Annotated in this window: 13 protein-coding genes and 1 riboswitch; of the genes, 8 read left to right on the top strand and 5 right to left on the bottom strand. The window is 38.4% G+C overall.

Going from position 1 to position 18,898, the window contains the following annotated elements:
- Positions 1 to 169 precede the first annotated feature (169 nt).
- The gene (locus tag BW986_RS10840; RefSeq protein WP_311316544.1) at positions 170 to 529 is read left to right on the top strand and encodes a P-loop NTPase family protein; all 360 of its coding nucleotides are present in this window, start codon (positions 170 to 172) and stop codon (positions 527 to 529) included.
- Between the two features lie 604 nt (positions 530 to 1,133).
- Here BW986_RS10840 and BW986_RS10835 read toward each other — a convergent pair.
- The 3 genes from BW986_RS10835 to BW986_RS10825 all read right to left on the bottom strand — a co-directional run bounded on the left by BW986_RS10835 (position 1,134) and on the right by BW986_RS10825 (position 5,485).
- Positions 1,134 to 2,540, bottom strand: a complete 1,407-nt coding sequence (locus BW986_RS10835) for a M20 family metallopeptidase (protein WP_076367739.1) — start codon at positions 2,538 to 2,540, stop codon at positions 1,134 to 1,136.
- Between the two features lie 36 nt (positions 2,541 to 2,576).
- Complete coding sequence (locus tag BW986_RS10830) at positions 2,577 to 3,836, bottom strand: amidohydrolase (RefSeq protein ID WP_076367737.1); 1,260 nt, start codon at positions 3,834 to 3,836, stop codon at positions 2,577 to 2,579.
- Positions 3,837 to 3,955: 119 nt separating this feature from the next.
- Entirely contained in the window at positions 3,956 to 5,485 is a 1,530-nt protein-coding gene (locus tag BW986_RS10825) for an AbgT family transporter (protein WP_076368026.1), read from the bottom strand.
- Between the two features lie 484 nt (positions 5,486 to 5,969).
- Between BW986_RS10825 and BW986_RS10820 the strand changes: the two genes are divergently transcribed.
- The 6 genes from BW986_RS10820 (at position 5,970) to BW986_RS10795 (ending at position 13,327) form a co-directional block, all read left to right on the top strand.
- Entirely contained in the window at positions 5,970 to 7,274 is a 1,305-nt protein-coding gene (locus tag BW986_RS10820) for a helix-turn-helix domain-containing protein (protein WP_076367735.1), read from the top strand.
- Positions 7,275 to 7,811: 537 nt separating this feature from the next.
- Complete coding sequence (locus BW986_RS10815; RefSeq protein ID WP_076367733.1) at positions 7,812 to 8,492, top strand: LbetaH domain-containing protein; 681 nt, start codon at positions 7,812 to 7,814, stop codon at positions 8,490 to 8,492.
- A 390-nt stretch (positions 8,493 to 8,882) separates the two neighbouring features.
- Positions 8,883 to 10,184 carry a helix-turn-helix domain-containing protein gene (locus BW986_RS10810; protein ID WP_076367731.1) on the top strand — a complete coding sequence of 434 codons (1,302 nt, stop codon included), beginning with the start codon at positions 8,883 to 8,885 and terminating at the stop codon, positions 10,182 to 10,184.
- Between the two features lie 222 nt (positions 10,185 to 10,406).
- A complete protein-coding gene (locus BW986_RS10805; RefSeq protein WP_076367729.1) occupies positions 10,407 to 11,594 on the top strand; it encodes a M20 family metallopeptidase in 1,188 nt (395 codons plus the stop codon).
- Between the two features lie 12 nt (positions 11,595 to 11,606).
- The gene (locus BW986_RS10800; RefSeq protein WP_076367727.1) at positions 11,607 to 11,807 is read left to right on the top strand and encodes a DUF3311 domain-containing protein; all 201 of its coding nucleotides are present in this window, start codon (positions 11,607 to 11,609) and stop codon (positions 11,805 to 11,807) included.
- Complete coding sequence (locus tag BW986_RS10795) at positions 11,804 to 13,327, top strand: sodium:solute symporter family protein (protein WP_076367725.1); 1,524 nt, start codon at positions 11,804 to 11,806, stop codon at positions 13,325 to 13,327. Before BW986_RS10800 ends, BW986_RS10795 begins: the two co-directional genes overlap by 4 nt.
- Positions 13,328 to 13,503: 176 nt before the next feature.
- Here the strand turns inward: BW986_RS10795 and BW986_RS30655 are convergent, their stop codons facing one another.
- Both BW986_RS30655 and BW986_RS10785 read right to left on the bottom strand, forming a co-directional pair.
- Positions 13,504 to 13,632, bottom strand: a complete 129-nt coding sequence (locus BW986_RS30655; protein ID WP_255256698.1) for a hypothetical protein — start codon at positions 13,630 to 13,632, stop codon at positions 13,504 to 13,506.
- Between the two features lie 1,331 nt (positions 13,633 to 14,963).
- The gene (locus BW986_RS10785) at positions 14,964 to 16,307 is read right to left on the bottom strand and encodes an alpha/beta hydrolase family protein (RefSeq protein ID WP_076367722.1); all 1,344 of its coding nucleotides are present in this window, start codon (positions 16,305 to 16,307) and stop codon (positions 14,964 to 14,966) included.
- Between the two features lie 339 nt (positions 16,308 to 16,646).
- A riboswitch (M-box (ykoK) riboswitch) is annotated at positions 16,647 to 16,812 on the top strand.
- A 284-nt stretch (positions 16,813 to 17,096) separates the two neighbouring features.
- Between BW986_RS10785 and mgtE the strand changes: the two genes are divergently transcribed.
- Positions 17,097 to 18,455, top strand: a complete 1,359-nt coding sequence (mgtE, locus tag BW986_RS10780; RefSeq protein ID WP_179086052.1) for a magnesium transporter — start codon at positions 17,097 to 17,099, stop codon at positions 18,453 to 18,455.
- Positions 18,456 to 18,898: the final 443 nt, after the last annotated feature.

Here is an 18,898-nt window from a genome sequence, read left to right as displayed (position 1 = left end):
GTGACCATACTACCTTTTCTATAACTGATGCGATTCTTCATTCAAGAAGGGTCGCCTTTTCTATGGAACTAAAGGGAAGTGCAAAGGAAGGAGGTAGTTAAAAAGGTTATATATATTTGGTAGACTTACTGGTTATTTCAATTAATAAAGTGAGGAAGCTGGTATATAAATGGAACGTATCATGGTTATCGGAGTGTCCGCGGGTGTCGGAAAATCTACTTTTGCAAGAAGACTTGGAGATAATTTGGATATCGAAGTACATCATTTGGATTTATTCTACTGGAGGCCAGGCTGGGTGGAAGCTCCTTTAGAGGATTTTATTTCTGCTCAGAAGGAAGTATTGAGTCATGACAGGTGGATAATGGAAGGCAATTATAGTAATTCTTTTAATTTACGTTCGGAGCTAGCCGATACGATCATTTATTTAGAACTTCCTCTCCGAGTTTGCCTTTACCGAGTTATAAAACGTTGGTTATCTTATCTAGGTAAAACAAGACCTGATATGGGTAAAGGCTGCAATGAAAATTAGACTGGCAGTTTGTTAAATTTATCATGACCACCTACTTTCCTCGCAAGAAAGAAATGAAAATGAGATTTGCAGATCTTCAAAAGAGCCACCCTGAAAAGCTAATAGTTATATTAAAAAGCAAGCACGATATTGAAGGATATCTGTTGAATATGAAGGGATAAGCTTTTTCCCATTAATTTTTATGACACTTAGAGATTTCCGAGAGTTAATATAAAGCCATAATGGAAAAGGGACCTTCCAATCGAAGATCCCTGAGATTGTAGACAAATTCGAAGAAGCCGAGTTTGCCACAGTTTTTTATGGCTTGTACAATTTGGAAGTTGATTTCCGCTCAAGAAACTCGCTTTCCGCGGGCGGTCGGGGAGCCTCCTCGGCATGTGCCTGCGGGGTCTCCCCTAGACGCGCTCGCACCTTTCTCTCCAATCAACTTTGTTCTAACATATAGATAGAAACCAATGCCTGAGGAGTTGAAGGTGCTGGTTTGGGAACGTCATTTGCTGAAAGATAAGTTTCCCGAGCCCTTTTTATACATCATAAGTTTCCATGAACTAAATTACCATATAGCTACGGACAATTGACGATTACAGCAACTCACCAATCTAGTCTATCTTTTAACTAAAGGCTTTACATCTTGCGGAATAGGGGAGATATAGCTTTTCCCTTTTAATCGTTCTTTTAGCTCCGTTTTTGCCTTTTCAATTAATTCAGGATTTTGAAGTACTTCAACTGCAGTTGCCGCAATAACCTTTCCAGCATGAAGCATTCCTTTATGGGCAATGGATGTTGATCCCAGTGTAACCCACTGCCAGCTATGCAAAGGTGACCCAAGAACAAAACAAGCTGTCGTGCATTGGGCAGTAGGAACGATCCAACTAACATCCCCCACATCCGAGGACCCTGTTAATGGCGCTTGGTAGCCCTCAATGGGTTCTAACCAATTTGCCAAAGCATCATCTTGATTATCTTTAAAAGGATTGACTGTACTGTTCCTTTCTTGTTCGGTTAAGGTGGCGCGGACTTCTTTGGCAAGCTGTTTTTCCTTATCATCGTGTTGTGGAATGCCTAATTCTTCAAAATTCTTGTACATGACGGATTCCAGTACATTGTTTTGGATAACATTGGAACAGGCCTTATCGAAAACGATTTCCACTTCAGTTCCTGTCATAAGGGCAGCTCCTTTAGCAATATTACAAACTCTCAAGTAAATATCTTGAACTTGCGAAACTTCCGGAGCTCGTAATAAATAAAGAACTTCTGCATCTTGCTGGACAACATTAGGCGATAATCCACCTGAATTCGTTATTGCATAATGGACTCTTGCTTCTTGAATAATATGCTCTCTTAAATAGTTCACGCCAACATTCATAAGTTCTACGGCATCTAAAGCGCTCCGTCCTAAATGTGGTGATGCTGCTGCATGAGAGCTTTTGCCTTTAAACTTATAATACACTTGGAAATTGGAAAGCGAATCCATCGACATAACGCCGTTAACATCCAATGGGTGCCAACAAAAAGCAAAATCAACGTCATCGAACAAACCTTCTCTGACCATGAAGGTTTTGCCTGATCCGCCTTCTTCTCCTGGACATCCATAATAACGAACTGTCCCATTTATATGATTCTCTTCCATATAATCCTTCACTGCAACAGCTGCAGCTAAGGATCCCGTACCAAGTAAATTATGACCACATCCATGGCCATTTTCACCTTGTACTATTGGCTCTTGTTTAGCCGTAGCTTTTTTTTGACTCATACCTGACAGCGCATCAAATTCTCCCATGATTGCCACAATTGGTTTACCGCTCCCAAAGCTACCGATAAATGCCGTTTCTATGTTTCCAACACCTTTTTCAACAGAAAATCCTTCGTTTTCTAACGTGCTGCATAGCAATTCAGCAGATTGATATTCTTCAAAGCGTGTTTCTGCAAAATTCCAGATACTGTCACTGACTTCAATGAATTTTTCTTTTTTTTGTTCAATGATTTCCGATAATCTATTTACATGTGTCATTTTACACTCTTTCCTTCCTATATATATTCTGAAGAATTATTTTAATAGGCGTCTTGCGATTAGATTCAAAAGTTCTGCACTCCTTGGTAAAACTTCTTCTTGAATATCAAATTTAGGGTGGTGATGTGGTGCAGGAATATCAGTCCCAATAATCATATATGTCCCTTTCCCGCCATTATCCTGTACCCTTCGAATCATAAAACTTGCATCTTCGCTACCAGCAGAACCGGATTCCCTGTATGCTTTGATTGTTGAAAAACCATCTACATTCCTGGCTTCTTTCATTGCCAGTTCGACAAGTTCTTGATCACAACGAATCGTAATGGCTTGACCTATGATTTCAATTTCATGTTCGAGCTCATGCATACCTGCACTATGAGCCACGATATTTCGAACACGTTGCTCCACTTCAGCATTTGTTTCTTCGGATACAGAACGGGTTTCAATGACCATCTTTGCATGCGCTGGAATAATATTAGCGGCTGTTCCTCCGTTAAGAATACCTACATTTATGCGGGTAGAACCTGAACTGAATCTTGGAATGGCATGTATATTTAATAATGCGGTGGCTGCTCCTAACAAAGCATTTTTCCCTTTTTCCGGAGAAGCACCTGCATGAGAAGATACCCCATGAAAATGGGCAGCCATTTTCGTACTTGCTAAAAAGCCGGAAGAACCACCATGAAATTCTCCTAGGGGGACATCTGTGCCAAGGTGCAGACAATATAAATAATCCACATCATCCAATATCCCTTTTTGAACAATTGAATAGGCACCGCGTACTCCCTCTTCAGCAGGTTGAAAAATAAGCTTTACCGTTCCTGAAAAATTCCCATCTGCTAATTTTTCAGCAAGTCCCAAGCCAATTGCTGTATGGCCATCGTGTGCACAGGCATGCATATTCCCTTCATATTTGGAACGAAAACCGTTCATTTGCGGGAAGTGGTCGGAATCAGTACTTTCCGTAACAGGCAATGCATCCATATCAAAGCGGAAAGCTACGGTTGGACCATCAGTTTTTCCTTTTAAAATACCAATGACAGCAGTATATCCACCTTCCATTTCTTGGAGGATCTTTGGGTTGGCGCCATCTTGTAATGCTCTATTAAATGTTTCCTCCAATACTTCTATAGGGGGGACTCCACGGCGAGAATCACCATCTAAAGCATCTTTTCCAAATATCACGTTATATTTCAGAGAAGTTAGTGCTTCTACTACCTTTGAAGCAGTACGAAATTCCGTAAAGCCAACTTCTGGATGTTGATGAAGATCACGTCTTAAAGAAATAATATCCAATTCGTTTCACTCCTAATTCATTTGATGATCATTCATATAATACGATTTGGTGTTCAGACCAAGCAGCCCAGCCCCTCAAGTCGGATAAGGGGCATGTGAGGCGCTTGAGAATTTTTAAATTATGGTAATTTCGGATATACTCCGGGACCAATTGGGAGGCCAAGGAAATACCAAACGACTACCAATAGCGTCCAAATGATGAAGATGATAATCGGATACGGCAAAATAAGAGAATAATAGGTTCCTAGTTTTGCATCTTTTCGATACTCTTGTAAGAAACTTAAGAATAGTGGGACAAATGGAGATACAGGTGCCAATGGCAGTACAGATGAATCTGCTACCCTGAACAACATTTGGGCGAAGGCAGGATGATAGCCTAATACCATGAACATCGGGACAAAAACGGGTGCCAATATAGACCATATTGCAGATCCGCTAGCAATGAACATGGAAAGAAGTCCAGATAAGAACATTAGCCCAATTAGGACAGGTGCACCTTCTATGTTTAGTTGTTCCAAGAGATCTGTGATGGATAAAGCCAAAAATTTACCCATATTACTCCAGTTAAAGCAAGCGACAAACTGGGAAAGCGGGAAAACCATAATGATGAATCCAGCCATTCCTTTAATTGGGTCCACCAATAATTCCGGAATGTCATTTTGTTTCTTGATTGCTCCCACCTTAACTCCATAAGTAATAGAAACTGTAAAAAAGAAGAGTAAGATGATTGCGACAATTCCAGACATGAATGGAGAGGGGAGAATGGCTCCAGTTTCTGGATTTCGCAATAGAGCTCCTTCTGGAACGACTAGAACGGCCATAACAGCTATAAAAATCAATGCTGAAATACCTGTAGCCAGGAGTGCTTTGTTTTGTTGCTTCGTTAATTGCTCCAGTTTTTTATGCTGACCGCCACCTTCATACTTACCTAGGCGCGGCTCGACAAATTTATCTGTAATCAAGGAGATGACTACCGTGAGTACGAGAACGGAGGTCGCCATGAAGAACCAGTTATCCGTAACATTAACCGTCAAATTTGCATTCATGCCTTTCGCCACTTCCGAACTAATTCCTGAAAGCAAGACATCTGTTGTGACGATTAATAAGTTGGCAGTGAAACCCGAACCAACCCCAGCGATGGCAGCGAGCAACCCAGCAACAGGGTGACGTCCCACAGCAAGGAAAATCAAAGCACCAAGGGGAGGCATAATAACAAGCGCAGCATCAGAAGAAACATGACTAAAGAAGGCAACAAATACAACTAAATAACTAGCGTATTTCCCTGAGACTTTTAACGACATTTTCCGAATCAAAACTTCCAACAATCCAACTTTTTCAGCTAATCCTACTCCTAGCATAAGAGCTAAAATCGATCCCAGTGGTAAAAAGCCGGAAAAGTTTTTAATCATATTCGGCAAAATCCATTGGATGCCTTCACGGCTTAAGAGGTTTTGAACTTCCACTTTCTCTCCACTTATGGGGTCCGATGCCGAAACATGGAAGACTGATAAGAGAGCGGTTACAACAAATAAAAAGGCAATCATATAAATAAATAAGATAAAGGGGTGGGGGATCTTGTTTCCTATTCGCTCTACTCGATTGAAAAAACCACCCGTTTTATGATTTTGAAGATTAGTTGTATCTTTCATAACTTTTTGTTCCATTACATTCTCCTCCTAAACCTTCTTCCATTTGTAGTTTGTGCGTTTTGCACCATTCCATTTATAAACTTTTTCTCTAAACATGCCTTAAACTCAAATTACCGTCTTTCATCCTTTATGAACTTCATTAGTTCCTTTCAATATACTTTTTATTTAACGAATATTTAACGCTATTTTCGTTAAATGTATTATATAATTAAGAATAATCTATTTCAATAAAATTTTCAGAAAAAAGGGAAAATATTTTCTGGTAATTCTTGTGAAATGAACAATGGGATTCGAAACCTTTGATTCAATAACTCCTGCCACTCTTGAACTCACGATAGATAAGAAACCATATTAAGTAGCACCATTTATTTATCAAAAGGTGCTTTACATGCTTTTATAGTTGGAGCTTATTTTTTTATTCCCTGTTAGGGTTGGTTATTTTGATATAATAAAACTATTAGTATGATGTAGGGGTGAAATAAACTTGTATAAAATTGGAGTTGTAGGTCCACTTTCATCTATAAAGAAAATTCGGGATGTTACTAATGAATTTGAACATGAAATAGATTTTATTGATTTTCCATATGAAGATGCACGTGAGGTAACGAACATTATAAAAAATCACGAAAGTACAGTGAATGGTTGGTTTTTCTCTGGACCAGTTCCTTATAGAATAGCAAAAGGAATGTTGGATTCAGAGGCCAATTTTACATATTGTCCTCCTGTAGGATCTAGTTTATATAGATGTTTATTACAAATGTCTGCAGATCAAAAACATTTTTTCGATAAGTTATCCATCGATATGATTCGACTGGAAGACTTTTTTTTGCATGAGTCGCTACAAGAGCTGGGGATTTCCACCGAACATATTTATGTAAAAACATTTGATGAACAATATGATTATCAAGAAATTGTTCAATTTCATCTTCAATTGTGGAGGGAAGGGGAGATACATGCTGTCCTAACCGTTTTACAATCTGTATATGAGGCCTTGAAGAAAGAAAATGTTGCTGTCTACAAAATAAATATGACAAAGATGGAAATTCGGCAAGCGGTCAAGATTTTGATTGAAAAAGCAAAAAGTACTTATTTCAAGGATAGCCAAATTGGTGTAGAAATCATTGAAATTGATCAGTTCGACCAATTTGTTGACGAGGTTAATATTCGTTACCATCTGCAGCATGTGGAGCTTAAGATTAAACAAACATTACTTGCATTTTGCGAAAAATTAGATGGATCCCTCATCGAAAATGGAAACGGCCGCTATCAAATATTTAGTTCACGAAAGGCAATTGAACGGGAAATTGGCAGCTTGCAAAGTACTGTTCAACAACTGGCCCTTGAAATGGATGTCCCAGTTGCAGTTGGTATCGGTTTTGGTGAGACGGCTGCATCTGCAGAAATCAATGCCCGCAAGGCGATCCGTCATTCGAAGAAGCAAGACAGTTCCGGAATTGTCGTTATCCAAGAAGATGGTGTAATGATTGAATCCGTAGGTCAAGAAGAACAATTGGCATATACCTTCCGTTCTAATGATAAAGAACTGCTAGATAAATTGAATCAGGCTAACATTAGTGTAAAAACGTATAAAAAGATAGAAGCATTGGTTGATCGTATGGGCTGGGACGGCTTCACTTCCTCAGACTTAGCTTCTCATTTATCCATGACCGTTCGAAATGCCCAGAGAATTATGAGTAGTTTGAGTGATAGCGGTTTAGTGGAGTACAAAGGGGAAGAACTTCAATCACCACGGGGAAGACCTCGTAAAATTTATATGTTAAAGAAGTAACACCCCGACGTTCTTGGTATACACATAAATGAAATTAAAGTTGCGATGAAAATTTTGAAGGTTATTCTTGCTCTATGTGGATGAGGCTTCTATAAATATGCTGTTAAACCGTTAATTTCAAGCGGTCACGGCACCCGTCCTAGGGAATGGATTTTTATGCTAATTATGGTATAAAAAGCGGGACTTGTTGTAACGGGCAGAGTAAAAAAAGTCGAGGCAGTTTTTAGGAGATGATCTCTGATTTGAACAGGGGTCATTCTTTTTAATTCCATTGATATCAGTATGCTTGCAGTATGTCATAAATTTCTTGATTTCACGTTTTAGATCCCCGGGTGGCTAAGAAATTTCGTGATCTTCCACGGCTGATTCATAAACTGCACAAATTCTATATTTGAGGGGGAAAACTGAAAAATTCCCTCCTCTGAGGTCAAGTTCTGCTTCATGGAAAGGGATAGATACCTGTATGATAGCCCATTCTTCACCAAATCTTCCTGCATAAAATACTTAAACCCGATAGATTGTGAAGGAGGTGATTACTTGGGTGAAAAAAAAGGAACAAACTCCTCTTCTAATAACCATTCTCACTGTTTTGAACCATTTATAAGTCCCAATCCCATTACTTCATTTAATCCTGTCCAACGTTTTCCTAAAATTGATAAAACGGCATTTGTAAGTCAGTTTTCCAGTGTCATAGGTGATGTAACCATTAGTAACAATGTCTATGTAGCTCCTAATGTAAGTATACGTGCGGATGAAGGAACTCCCTTTTATATAAGTTCCAATTCAAATATACAGGACGGAGTGATTTTACATGGTTTATTAAATAAAAGGATTTCAGTTGGGGGAAAAAGGTATTCGATATTCATTGGAAATGAAGTGACCATTGCTCATGGTGCCCTTGTCCATGGTCCTTGTTATATTGCAGACAAAGTATTTGTTGGTTTTAATTCCATTGTTTATACAGCAATTGTAGGAAGAGGAGCATTTATTTCTTATAATGCAGTAGTGACAAATGGAGTTCGGATACCACCTGATAGGTTTGTACCACCTGGAGCTAATATTGATTCGCAGGAAAAAGCGGATGCACTTTCACGAGTACCAAAGGATAGTAAGGAATTTGCGAATGAAGTTCAACGAGTCAATCAGGAATTTCCCGCATCTTATCACCTGTTATTTGGGAAAAATCGTTGCTCCTGCGGATTTGCCTATGACCAGTGAAATGTATGCTGGATCGGGTCCTGTTCGTAAGGATTCTTTATAGAAATGCGAAGCTGTCATTGAGGCAGCTTTTTTAATGGGCAGGATAGTATAATAATTCCTAAGAGCAGATGTTCACGAATAAAAGTGTTACATGATAAAATGATTCAAAAGAGAAAAGTTTGGCGTGGGTATGAATACAACTATATATACCATTGCTATGACTCTTTTCTTTTTGCAACTGATACGATAAGAGTAACTAAACAACTGATAATCATGACTCAATGCAAATTAAGCAATAGTTAGACAGCAGAAGAATTAAGATTACGATATCATGACTTAGATTAAACTAGATTATTCTACAAAGAACAATGAATCTATTACAGATTATAAAAGGAAGTCGATTACTGGATGTATAAAATCGGACTGGTCGGTCTAAAAACTTCTATAGAACAAATTTTACTCTTGGCAGAAGAATATAAACATGAGTTGGAATTCATCTCTTTGCCCTATGCGAAGACAGAAGAGGTAGAGAATATTGTAAAGGAACATGATTCTAACGTGCATGCATGGCTTTTTTCTGGTCCACTTCCCTATGAAATCGCCAAAAAGACACTAGGTACAGATAAAATAATGGTCCATGTTCCAGCCACGGAATCAGGTTTTTATAAGTCCTTATTAGAAATGATTTACGATCAAGGGAAAATCATCGAGCAACTAAGTATTGATACTATGTCCTCAAATAATATTAGCGAAGAAGCTTTGTCCCAGTTGAATATAAAAACCCAAAAGATTTATACGAAAGTGTTTGATGAATTGGATGTTGATACGGATGAATTGTTGCATTTTCACTTAAACTTATGGAATAAGGGAAAGACAGAAGGAGCTTTTTCTTGTTTTCCATCAGTGTGTGAAGCTTTAAGGGAAAAGGGAATTCCAGCCTACCGTATGTCGATTAGTAAGATGGAAGTGCGGCAAACGCTTCGAATTCTTTCTGAAAAAGTAAAGACATCCTACTTTAAGGATACACAAATCGGAGTTGAAATCATTGAAGTCGAATACTTTAACAAAGTGGCAGAGGAAATGAAAACTCCTTATCATTTACAGTACTTGGAGCTTCGGTTAAAAGAAATGTTGATTCAACTTGGAGAAAAAATAAATGGCTCCTTTTCAGAGAAAGGGAATGGAAGGTACATGATCTTTAGTTCTCGCGGCGCAATTGAACGAGAAATCATCACTCTCGAAGATACCATTCAAAAATTGGCCTTTGAAGCAGATACACCCGTTACCGTCGGAATTGGCTTCGGCGAGACTGCCTATTCAGCGGAAATCAATGCTTTTCGTGCTATTCAACATTCGAAGGAGATGAAAAAGCGTGAAATTGTGATTATTCAAGATGATGGAAAAATTATCGAATCACCAGGCAAAAAGAAAGAACTGCAATATGATACCCGTTCCCACGATAAACTCCTTATAGAAAAGTTGAAAAACGGAAATATCAGTGTTAAAACGTATAAGAAAATATCGGCTCTCGTTCAAAGAATGGGCTGGATTGATTTTACTACAAAGGATTTAGCGACACATCTTGAAATGACAGAGCGCAATGTACGGCGAATTGTTGCAGATATGTGCGAAGTTGATTTGGCACAATGCATTGGGGAAGAGGCTAACGCCACTCGTGGAAGGCCGAGTAAAATTTATCGATTATTATAAAAGGCACCCATAATTGGGGTGCCTTTTTATTTCTGCTTAATGCTGTGTTTCATTTTATTGTAAAACATGGGAAATAGTTAAAGTTTGAAAATAGTTTGGAATTTTCGAAAAATATTGAAATAAAAACCGAGGCAGATTATACTCTATTTAAGGAATTTTTTCCTTAAACTATCCTAAATTAAGGGCTGTTATGTAAATTGAATGAAAAAGGGGTTGTAGTGGATGTCTCAAACGATAATGATTCATGATTTAATCGAGGCTGTTAAAGATGAAGTGGTTGCTTGGAGAAGATATTTACATAAGTATCCGGAGCTTTCTTTTCAGGAGGAAAAAACAGCACAATTTGTTTATGAAAAGCTGCAAACTTTTGGTGAATTGGAAATTTCACGTCCGACAAAGACGAGTGTTATGGCTCGTTTGATCGGTCAGCAGCCTGGGAAGGTTATTGCATTGCGGGCAGATATGGATGCGCTTCCAATTGAAGAAGAGAATGATTTTGACTTTGTGTCACAGAATTCAGGAGTTATGCATGCTTGCGGACATGATGGGCATACGGCGATGCTGCTTGGCACAGCAAAAATTCTTGCACAGTTAAAGGATCAAGTTAAAGGGGAGGTGCGCTTTTTATTTCAACATGCTGAGGAACTGCCGCCCGGTGGAGCTCAAGAAATGGTGAAAGCCGGTGTGCTAGATGGAGTGGATATGATCATTGGATCCCATCTCTTGTCGACTCTTCCTTTAGGGAAAATTGGTTTGGGCTACGGTCCGGTGATGGCTGGAGCTGATACTTTTAACATTACCGTTGTGGGGAAAGGGGGGCACGCCTCACAGCCTGAACTTACCGTCGACCCCATAGCAATTGGAACACAGGTTGTATCGAATCTCCAGCATATTGTTTCGAGGTATCGGGATGCCCAGGAAGCCCTTGTGATTTCAGTGACCCAATTCCATGCGGGAAGTGCGATTAATGTCATTCCAAGTAGTGTAAGCATTGGTGGATCGGTTCGAAGCTTCAATCCAGAACTACGTGAAGAGATCCCGAATTTTATCGAGCGCATAGTAAAAGGAATTACCGAAGCGCATGGAGCCACTTATGAATTCGATTATCTGTTTGGTTATGCTCCTACCATTAATGATGAAGAAGTTACCAGATTGATGGACGAATCGATCTGTGAAGCATTTGGTGAAGAAAGTCGAGAGATTTTAAAACCAATTATGGGAAGTGAAGACTTCTCTGCTTTTCAAAAAGTGGTTCCGGGATCTTATATAGTGATAGGAGCCCGTAATGAAGAAAAAGGGATTATTTATCCTCACCATCATCCAAAATTCACTTTCGATGAACAGGCTTTACAAAATGGGGTGAAGTTATTTGTTCATGGGACTTTGAAAATGTTAAATCTAACATACTAGGGGGTTAAGAGGATGAAAAAAATATATTGGCTCGGAGTTATCCCTTTTCTTGGCTTTATAGTAGGCGCTTTGTTTACAAATAAAGTGACTCCCTATGTTCTGGGAATGCCATTTTTTCACTTTTGGATTGTACTCTGGTCTTTGCTGACCACAGGTATTATGGGGATTATCTATCTACTGGATCCTGCTAATCAGAAGGGAGATTCAAGATGAATATTGCCGTTTTTTTTATCCTGTTTTTTTTCGTCATTTCTGTTTTGATCGGTATTCAGGCTAAAAAAGGGAAAGAAATGAACTTGGAACAATGGTCGGTTGGAGGACGCGGGATGGGAGCCCTATTGATTTTCCTCTTGTCCGCTGGTGAAATGTATACTACCTTTACCTTTTTGGGTGCAAGTGGATCTGCTTATGGGGAAGGGGGTTCCATCTTTAGTATCGTATCATATGGCTGCCTGGCTACAGTCATCTCCTATTGGACATTTCCTGCTATCTGGAGGTATGCAAAGAAACACCAATTAGTTTCCCAATCTGACTTTTTTGTAAAAAAATATCAAAGTCCTTATCTTGGTGTGCTTGTTGCGGTTATTGGTGTTGTAGCTTGTACTTGCTACTTAGTGCTGCAATTGAAGGGGTTAGGATATATCGTTTCAGCAACATCCTATGGGGCTATTTCTTCTACAGCTGCCATTTGGGTCGGAGCAATTGGTGTGACCATTTTTGTAATGGTTTCCGGTATTCATGGCTCTGCCAGGACAGCTATTTTGAAGGATATTCTGATTCTTGGCATTGTCGTATTTTTAGGAGTTTATTTCCCTCTTCATTATTATGGCGGTCTTCAACCTATGTATGAGGCAATTGAAAATGCAAAGCCGAACTATACCATACTTCCAGATCAGGGAATGAGCGTTTCGTGGTATATATCCACGGTTATATTAAGCTCTATTGGATTTTATATGTGGCCGCACGGCTTTTCTCCCATATATGCTGCCTCTAGCGAAAAAGCTTTACGGAAAAACGCAATCCTAATGCCACTATACCAATTGATTTTATTGTTTGCCTTTTTTGTTGGATTTGCAGCGATCTTACAGATGCCTGGATTAAAAGGCGGCGAAGCCGATCAAATCTTGCTGCAGCTTTCTAAACAGGATTTTGATCCATGGTTTGTGGGCTTAATTGGTGGAACTGGCGTGTTAGCAGCTTTAGTGCCAAGTTCCATGCTGTTGATGTCAATATCAACATTGCTTGCAAAAAATATATATAGCGTATTCACTCCATCAGCAACGGAAAATCAGATTGCAAAATTGGTAAAATACTTGGTTCCCCTAATTTCTCTCGTAGGGATTTACTTGACCTTTAAAGGTGGAAATTCCCTCTTTAGTCTCGCCTTAATCGCTTATAATTTCATTACACAACTTGCTCCTGCCTTTTTCGCAAGTTTGATGAGAAAGAATTTTGTAACCAAACATGGAGCATTTGCCGGGATAATAACAGGAGGAGTTCTAGTCTCTATTATGGAACTGGGGAACATAAAAATCAGTCAACTATTTCCTTATCTTCCTCAGGCAATTAAAGACCTGAATGTAGGGATTATTGCCCTATTTGTTAATATCGTAGTCTTGGTGGTGGTAAGCCTTTTGACAAAAAACATTCATTATACTCATCAAGGTGTCAATAATTTGGAGACGACAACGGAAGGGCACAAGGTTCCAATACCAAAAGAATCAAATAGATAACTTAACATGATTAATAATTTCACTTCCGATATGATAATGAAAAAACGAATGACCTCTTTTCTGAAGGCCGTTTTTCAGGACGCTATTTACAGTTCGGATAACGCCGATAATGAATTGGGCTTTTTGGCAACAAAAGAAACAAACCGGTCTGAATATGGCCGGTTTGTTTCTTTTAATTACTCTGTTTTGGAACTTTGATCTTTATTTCTTTTATTTCCTTTACTGTTGTCCCCACTAACAGGAGCTTGCCCGTGTAATTGCGGTGAATTTTGATTACGGCTGCCTTTATTGAATTTTTTTGTCATGTCTCACATCTCCTTTCTTTTTTCAAATACAGTTTGTCCCTTTTTGGTGAACTTATGTTTTCACTTGAAAAGAACATCTAATTCAAGTGATATTCAACCATTATTTCAAAGATAAAAACCGAAAATGGCCTTTCTTGAAATAGATATGTGAAAAAGTATTTTTGACGTACAAAAAGAATAACTCAAGGCCTGTAAGCCATAGCGCATCAGTTTGGATGATTAAAGTTATCATTACTTGTTGAAAAAAGGGACTAAGCTGCATTTCAAGTCAAGTTGGTTAGAATAGAGACACAGAGGGCTGAGTCAAATTCTTAAAACGCTGTCAGACCCCCAAGCTTATCGATCAGGAACCAGCAAAGCGAATTTTCATTTCGTTTAGGGATTTTATACAGACAAAGCGTTCAAAAGGGCTGTGTTGACTATTGAAAGTTCTGATTATGGAGATAAAACAAAATAATTGTTAGGGAATCTTGGAAATAGAGGATCTTTTATCATAAGTTCAATCAAGAGGTTTAAATTACATAAATCGCTACTTTATTTTTAATATACTTGCAGTAGTGGCTTGTAGCTCTGAAAAAAAGAATAGGATATACAGATAAATGATTTCAAGGATACATATAGTATTCTTTTTAAAAGCATGTATAAACATCTTCATAGTGATCTTTCCTTTCTTATTGTAATTTCATCAATTATACTAATGATGTTATACAAAATCTTCCTTCTTGTTAGATTACCTACCATTGTTTTTCTGAAAGTAAAATTTAGTTGAAAAAGAGTCATTCACCAATTCGAAACTGGTGAATATCGTCATCTAAATGAAGGAGGGACATTTTAAGTGGACAATCTTTCCGACCGTTACCTCGATAGAATATATTTTACGTACTATTTTGTAATGAGAAAAACTGATTTTGGTATGTATTAAATGAAGGACCAGTCGAATATTTGCTCCACAGTTACTGGCACTTGTACCATTAATTCGACATGAATGTGCTTTTCTGGCTACTGTTTTTTTCTTAATTAGTGCCATTTTATTTTTCATGCTCTTTCAAAAAGGCTTTTTCGCATACTTTGTTGCTATTTACCAAGTAAAGCGGTGTGGTTGATTTCCCCTCCAGATGCTCGCTTTCCGCGGGGCGGGCGGTGAGCCTCCTCGGCGTAAACGCCTGTGGGGTCTCACCTGTCCCGCTGCTCCCGCAGGAGTCTCGCACTTGCGCTACAATCAACCTTAAATAGTTTAGTTTCAAAAATTCCCCTGTTGGTCTTTCTAAACTATATTGATTATTCCTATTCATGATTTAACCAAAGAACCTGAGCCTATAGAGAAGCAATTCTCAATTGTTATTTTTATGATCTTCATTACTTGTGATATCATTTTTGTTTAAAAATTCAATGATTCCATTCACCAATCCTGGGGATAATGGTAGTTCCGGATTTGTATAGGTTGCTAAATTTCCCTTTCGATCTTCAGGGGCCTCTTTCAATACATGATTCATCTTTTCGAGGATAAGTAATTCAGAATCGCTTTTTTCCTTATGTAACGCTTTTGCGTTAGTTGCCGGCACTTGAATATCTCTATTACCGTTTACGATCAGAACAGGGATATTCAGTTCCTTTACTGTTTCTATCGGGTTATATTGAATCCAAGAAATCAAGTAAGGTTGAACAGAAGGTCGGAATACACTTTGCAAATCAGCACTGACAGTCCCGACTTGTTTTCCTTGTTTTAGCTTTGCCAGTATATCGTTGGATTCCGTTAATAACGTCGGTGTCAGTTGCTCTTCAAGCTGTTTAATGAGTACTTGGTCAATGGGTTCGCCTGCACCAGCTAATGAAATGAATATGTCTGTTTCCGTTTTCTTTGCGGCTGCCATTCCAATTAAAGAGCCTTCACTATGGCCGATGATGCCGACTTTGGAAAAACGGCCATCCTTTTTGGCAAATTGAGCCCAAGCAGCTGCATCATCAATATATTGTTCAAATCTTAGGTCCTTTTCTTTTCCTGCCAATTGCATATTATCACCAATTCCGCGCTTATCATATCTAATGCTTGCGATACCTTTTTCTGCAAGACTCTCGGCTAACATTTTTAAACTATTATTTTTTCCGGGATTTGCAATGGTGTTACCATCTTTATCGGTCGGACCAGAGCCCGCAATTATAATCATCACAGGAAAAGGCCCTTCATTTTTTGGTGTTTCCAAACGGCCTTTAATGGTTCCGTTCTTTAAGTCGGCCTGCACGATTTCACCTGTTTCTTTCTCTTCAACTGCCTGATCGGATTTCTTAAGCAATTCAAAGGGGAACGCTTGCCCATTTTGAACAAATGTTCCTGAAATCCTTTCCTGATCTACTTTCCCATCAAATGTTATTTTCTGATTTTGGATGTCCATATCAAAAAACAAGTCTGATTTACTTAACTTTACACTTGTTAAGGGGAATTCGTTCAACCCTTGTACAGGAATGCTTATCGTTCCATCTTTTTTCGTAAAATGAACAATGATTGGAAGCGGTTGATTTGGAATCTTAATATCTCCCGCCCACCTGCCTTCAATAGCTTTCAACGATCTCACTTCCTTCGATTCCTCTTCCACCTGCACCGCGTCCTTGGTTCTGCAGCCTACCATTAATACAAAAGCACTCATGATAATACATATAATCGCCAAAAGTCTTTTCATTAGAGCCATTTCCTTTCTTTAATTAGAGATAAAAAGATATTTTTCATTAGGTAATGTGTTTCTTTGTTTCAGTCATTCATATCCGTCTTTATTATAAGTAAGTATTAGTATATAATTCCAATATTTTCCCTTTAGATGTGGTGGCAATTGCGGCTGTGAAGAGGGGACTTTTAAAAAATATCGATGAGACATTCAATCGGACCGTCTTAATCCAGAGCGCTTAAGTCGGTGTCGTTCTCATGGTACTCTATTAAAGATAGGATATTAGGGCAAAATTAGAATTATTTGAATCAAACATTGACATCTAAAAGAAACTCTTTTAGAGTGGATTTGTAAATTAAATATCCTCGTTAGGTGAGGCTCCTGTGTAGGAGATACGCTACTGCCCAAAAATGTCGAAAGACGCCAATGGGTCAACAGAAACCATCGACATAAGGTGGTTTTTAATGTAGCTGGCATTGTCCTATGCCACACAGTGCTAAAGCTCTACGAATGGAGGAACTGGATTTATGCTTGTATTTGTCATTCAGTCATATACGACTGTTTGTATTTGTCATTCAGACAATGTACGCATATAAAACCGTATTGAACACCTTCATTTGTAATGGAGGTGTTTTTATTTTTTCCTGGAGGTGAGGATAGTGGGGAACTATTCACGCCGATATATTCGGAGCTTAATTAAAATTGAATGAACACAAAGATTTTGGATGGGGAATAATAATATTTTTTTTACTCTTAATATTTAAGGGAAATATTTTTTGGCTCCCCTAAAAAGGAGTGAGTGACGAAATGATAAAAATCCTGACGGAAGATCAGCTAACTTTACAAATCATAAAAGTTTTAAAGGAAGGAAAAAAGAAAGAATTTCAAGCAATATTAGAAGAACTCCAACCATATGACATCGCGCGAATTTTTGAGGGGCTGCCAGAAAAACACCATACACGCTTCTTGTTATTACTTGATTCAGAACAAATCGCTGAACTGATTCAAGAAGTTGAAAAAATACATCAATTGAAAATCCTTAGTAAATTAGGAATAGAGAAATCCGGCCATGTAATGGATCTAATGGATAATGATGACCTAGCTTCATTGTTAGAGGACCTATCCCCTGAAAAAATTGAAGAACTTCTTTCAGGTATGAAACAAGAAGAATCAAAAATCGTTCAAAATATCATGAATTATCCACCTGAAACGGCCGGGCGAATAATGACAAACCGTTTTGTATGGATACCCCAACACTATACGGTTCGGGAATCAGTTGAAAAGCTGAAGATCTTTGCGGAGTTTTCGGAAACGATCAATTATCTTTATGTAATAGATAACGATAAAAAATTAGTAGGTGTTGTATCATATCGGGATTTAATAATAAATGATGAATCTGAAAAAATTCAAGATATTATGTATAGCCGGGTCATCTCCGTATCTGCTTATGAAGACCAGGAAGAGGTAGCTCGTGTTATTGAGCGATATGATTTTTTAGCAATTCCCGTAGTTGAAAAAAATAATGAATTATTAGGAATTGTGACCGTCGATGATATTATTGATGTTGTCATTAAGGAAGCGAATGAAGATATTGAAAAATTATCGGCATCCGGTAAAGCTATAGACTTTGACACGAAGGCGCATGTGGCCGCATATCGTCGGCTACCCTGGCTCATTTTACTTTTATTTATCGGATTAGTGTCCGGAACTATAATAAGCGGTTTTGAAGAAACATTGTCCAAAGTTGTGGCACTTGCTTTCTTTATGCCGATGATCGCAGGGATGACTGGAAATACAGGTACTCAATCTTTAGCTGTTGTTGTAAGAGGCCTAATCACTAGTGATACGGATAAAGGTGTCGTAACCAGACTTATAGTACGGGAACTGAAAGTTGGATTGATAATAGGTTTTACCTGTGGCATATTAATTTCAATCATTGCTTATGTTTGGCAGGGAAATCCCGTTCTGGGATTAGTGGTTGGAAGTTCGTTAGTGATGACCCTAATTATCGGGACATTAGCTGGGACCATTATTCCTTTGATATTATATAAATTCAACATTGATCCCGCCGTTGCTTCTGGTCCGCTAATTACAACACTGAATGATATACTTTCGTTACTCATTTACTTTGGAATTGCAACGATGTTTATTTCAAAATTGATGTAGAATATCCATTAAACCAAGTTCACATATGCTTGCAAAGATTTTTCAAGGGCGAACATAGTCTCAAAGATTTCAGTACAAACTGTCCAGGTTGACGTTCTAATCGGGAATATAGATAAGAAGAAACAAAGCTGCTGAGCTTAAACATTTGCCAAGCAGACAAAAAAATAGGGTGTTTCAAGCTGCGGCCTTTCCTCGATATCCAAACGGGGAAAGGCCGTTAAATTTTCCTGGGAAGCGAACCGTATATGGTGGAAGTCCACGTACATTATTTATTCTTAAAATGAAAATTGAAGGTAATAAAGCCATTTCCTGATGGCCTTTATATGAATGAAAAACATGGGACATAATAGGTCGTAGCAAGTTTAGGATTTTCAGGAAAGGCTACATAAAGAATGTTATGGAAGCAATAGCCAATCATATTCTTTGACCTATGAACTTCATCA

The sequence above is a fragment of the Peribacillus simplex genome, assembly GCF_900156045.1.
Lineage (GTDB): Bacteria > Bacillota > Bacilli > Bacillales > DSM-1321 > Peribacillus > Peribacillus simplex_D.
Note: the sequence above shows the minus strand (reverse complement) of the source record. Positions and strands in the feature narration are given on the sequence as shown.

What these genes read in the sequence shown, in the direction of transcription:
- BW986_RS10840 (WP_311316544.1), top strand. Translation starts at nt 170, where the DNA reads ATGGAACGTATCATGGTTATCGGAGTGTCCGCGGGTGTCGGAAAATCT.
- BW986_RS10835 (WP_076367739.1), bottom strand. Translation starts at nt 2,540, where the DNA reads ATGACACATGTAAATAGATTATCGGAAATCATTGAACAAAAAAAAGAA.
- BW986_RS10825 (WP_076368026.1), bottom strand. Translation starts at nt 5,485, where the DNA reads ATGAAAGATACAACTAATCTTCAAAATCATAAAACGGGTGGTTTTTTC.
- BW986_RS10810 (WP_076367731.1), top strand. Translation starts at nt 8,883, where the DNA reads ATGTATAAAATCGGACTGGTCGGTCTAAAAACTTCTATAGAACAAATT.
- BW986_RS10805 (WP_076367729.1), top strand. Translation starts at nt 10,407, where the DNA reads ATGTCTCAAACGATAATGATTCATGATTTAATCGAGGCTGTTAAAGAT.
- BW986_RS10800 (WP_076367727.1), top strand. Translation starts at nt 11,607, where the DNA reads ATGAAAAAAATATATTGGCTCGGAGTTATCCCTTTTCTTGGCTTTATA.
- BW986_RS10795 (WP_076367725.1), top strand. Translation starts at nt 11,804, where the DNA reads ATGAATATTGCCGTTTTTTTTATCCTGTTTTTTTTCGTCATTTCTGTT.
- BW986_RS30655 (WP_255256698.1), bottom strand. Translation starts at nt 13,632, where the DNA reads ATGACAAAAAAATTCAATAAAGGCAGCCGTAATCAAAATTCACCGCAA.
- BW986_RS10785 (WP_076367722.1), bottom strand. Translation starts at nt 16,307, where the DNA reads ATGAAAAGACTTTTGGCGATTATATGTATTATCATGAGTGCTTTTGTA.
- mgtE (WP_179086052.1), top strand. Translation starts at nt 17,097, where the DNA reads ATGATAAAAATCCTGACGGAAGATCAGCTAACTTTACAAATCATAAAA.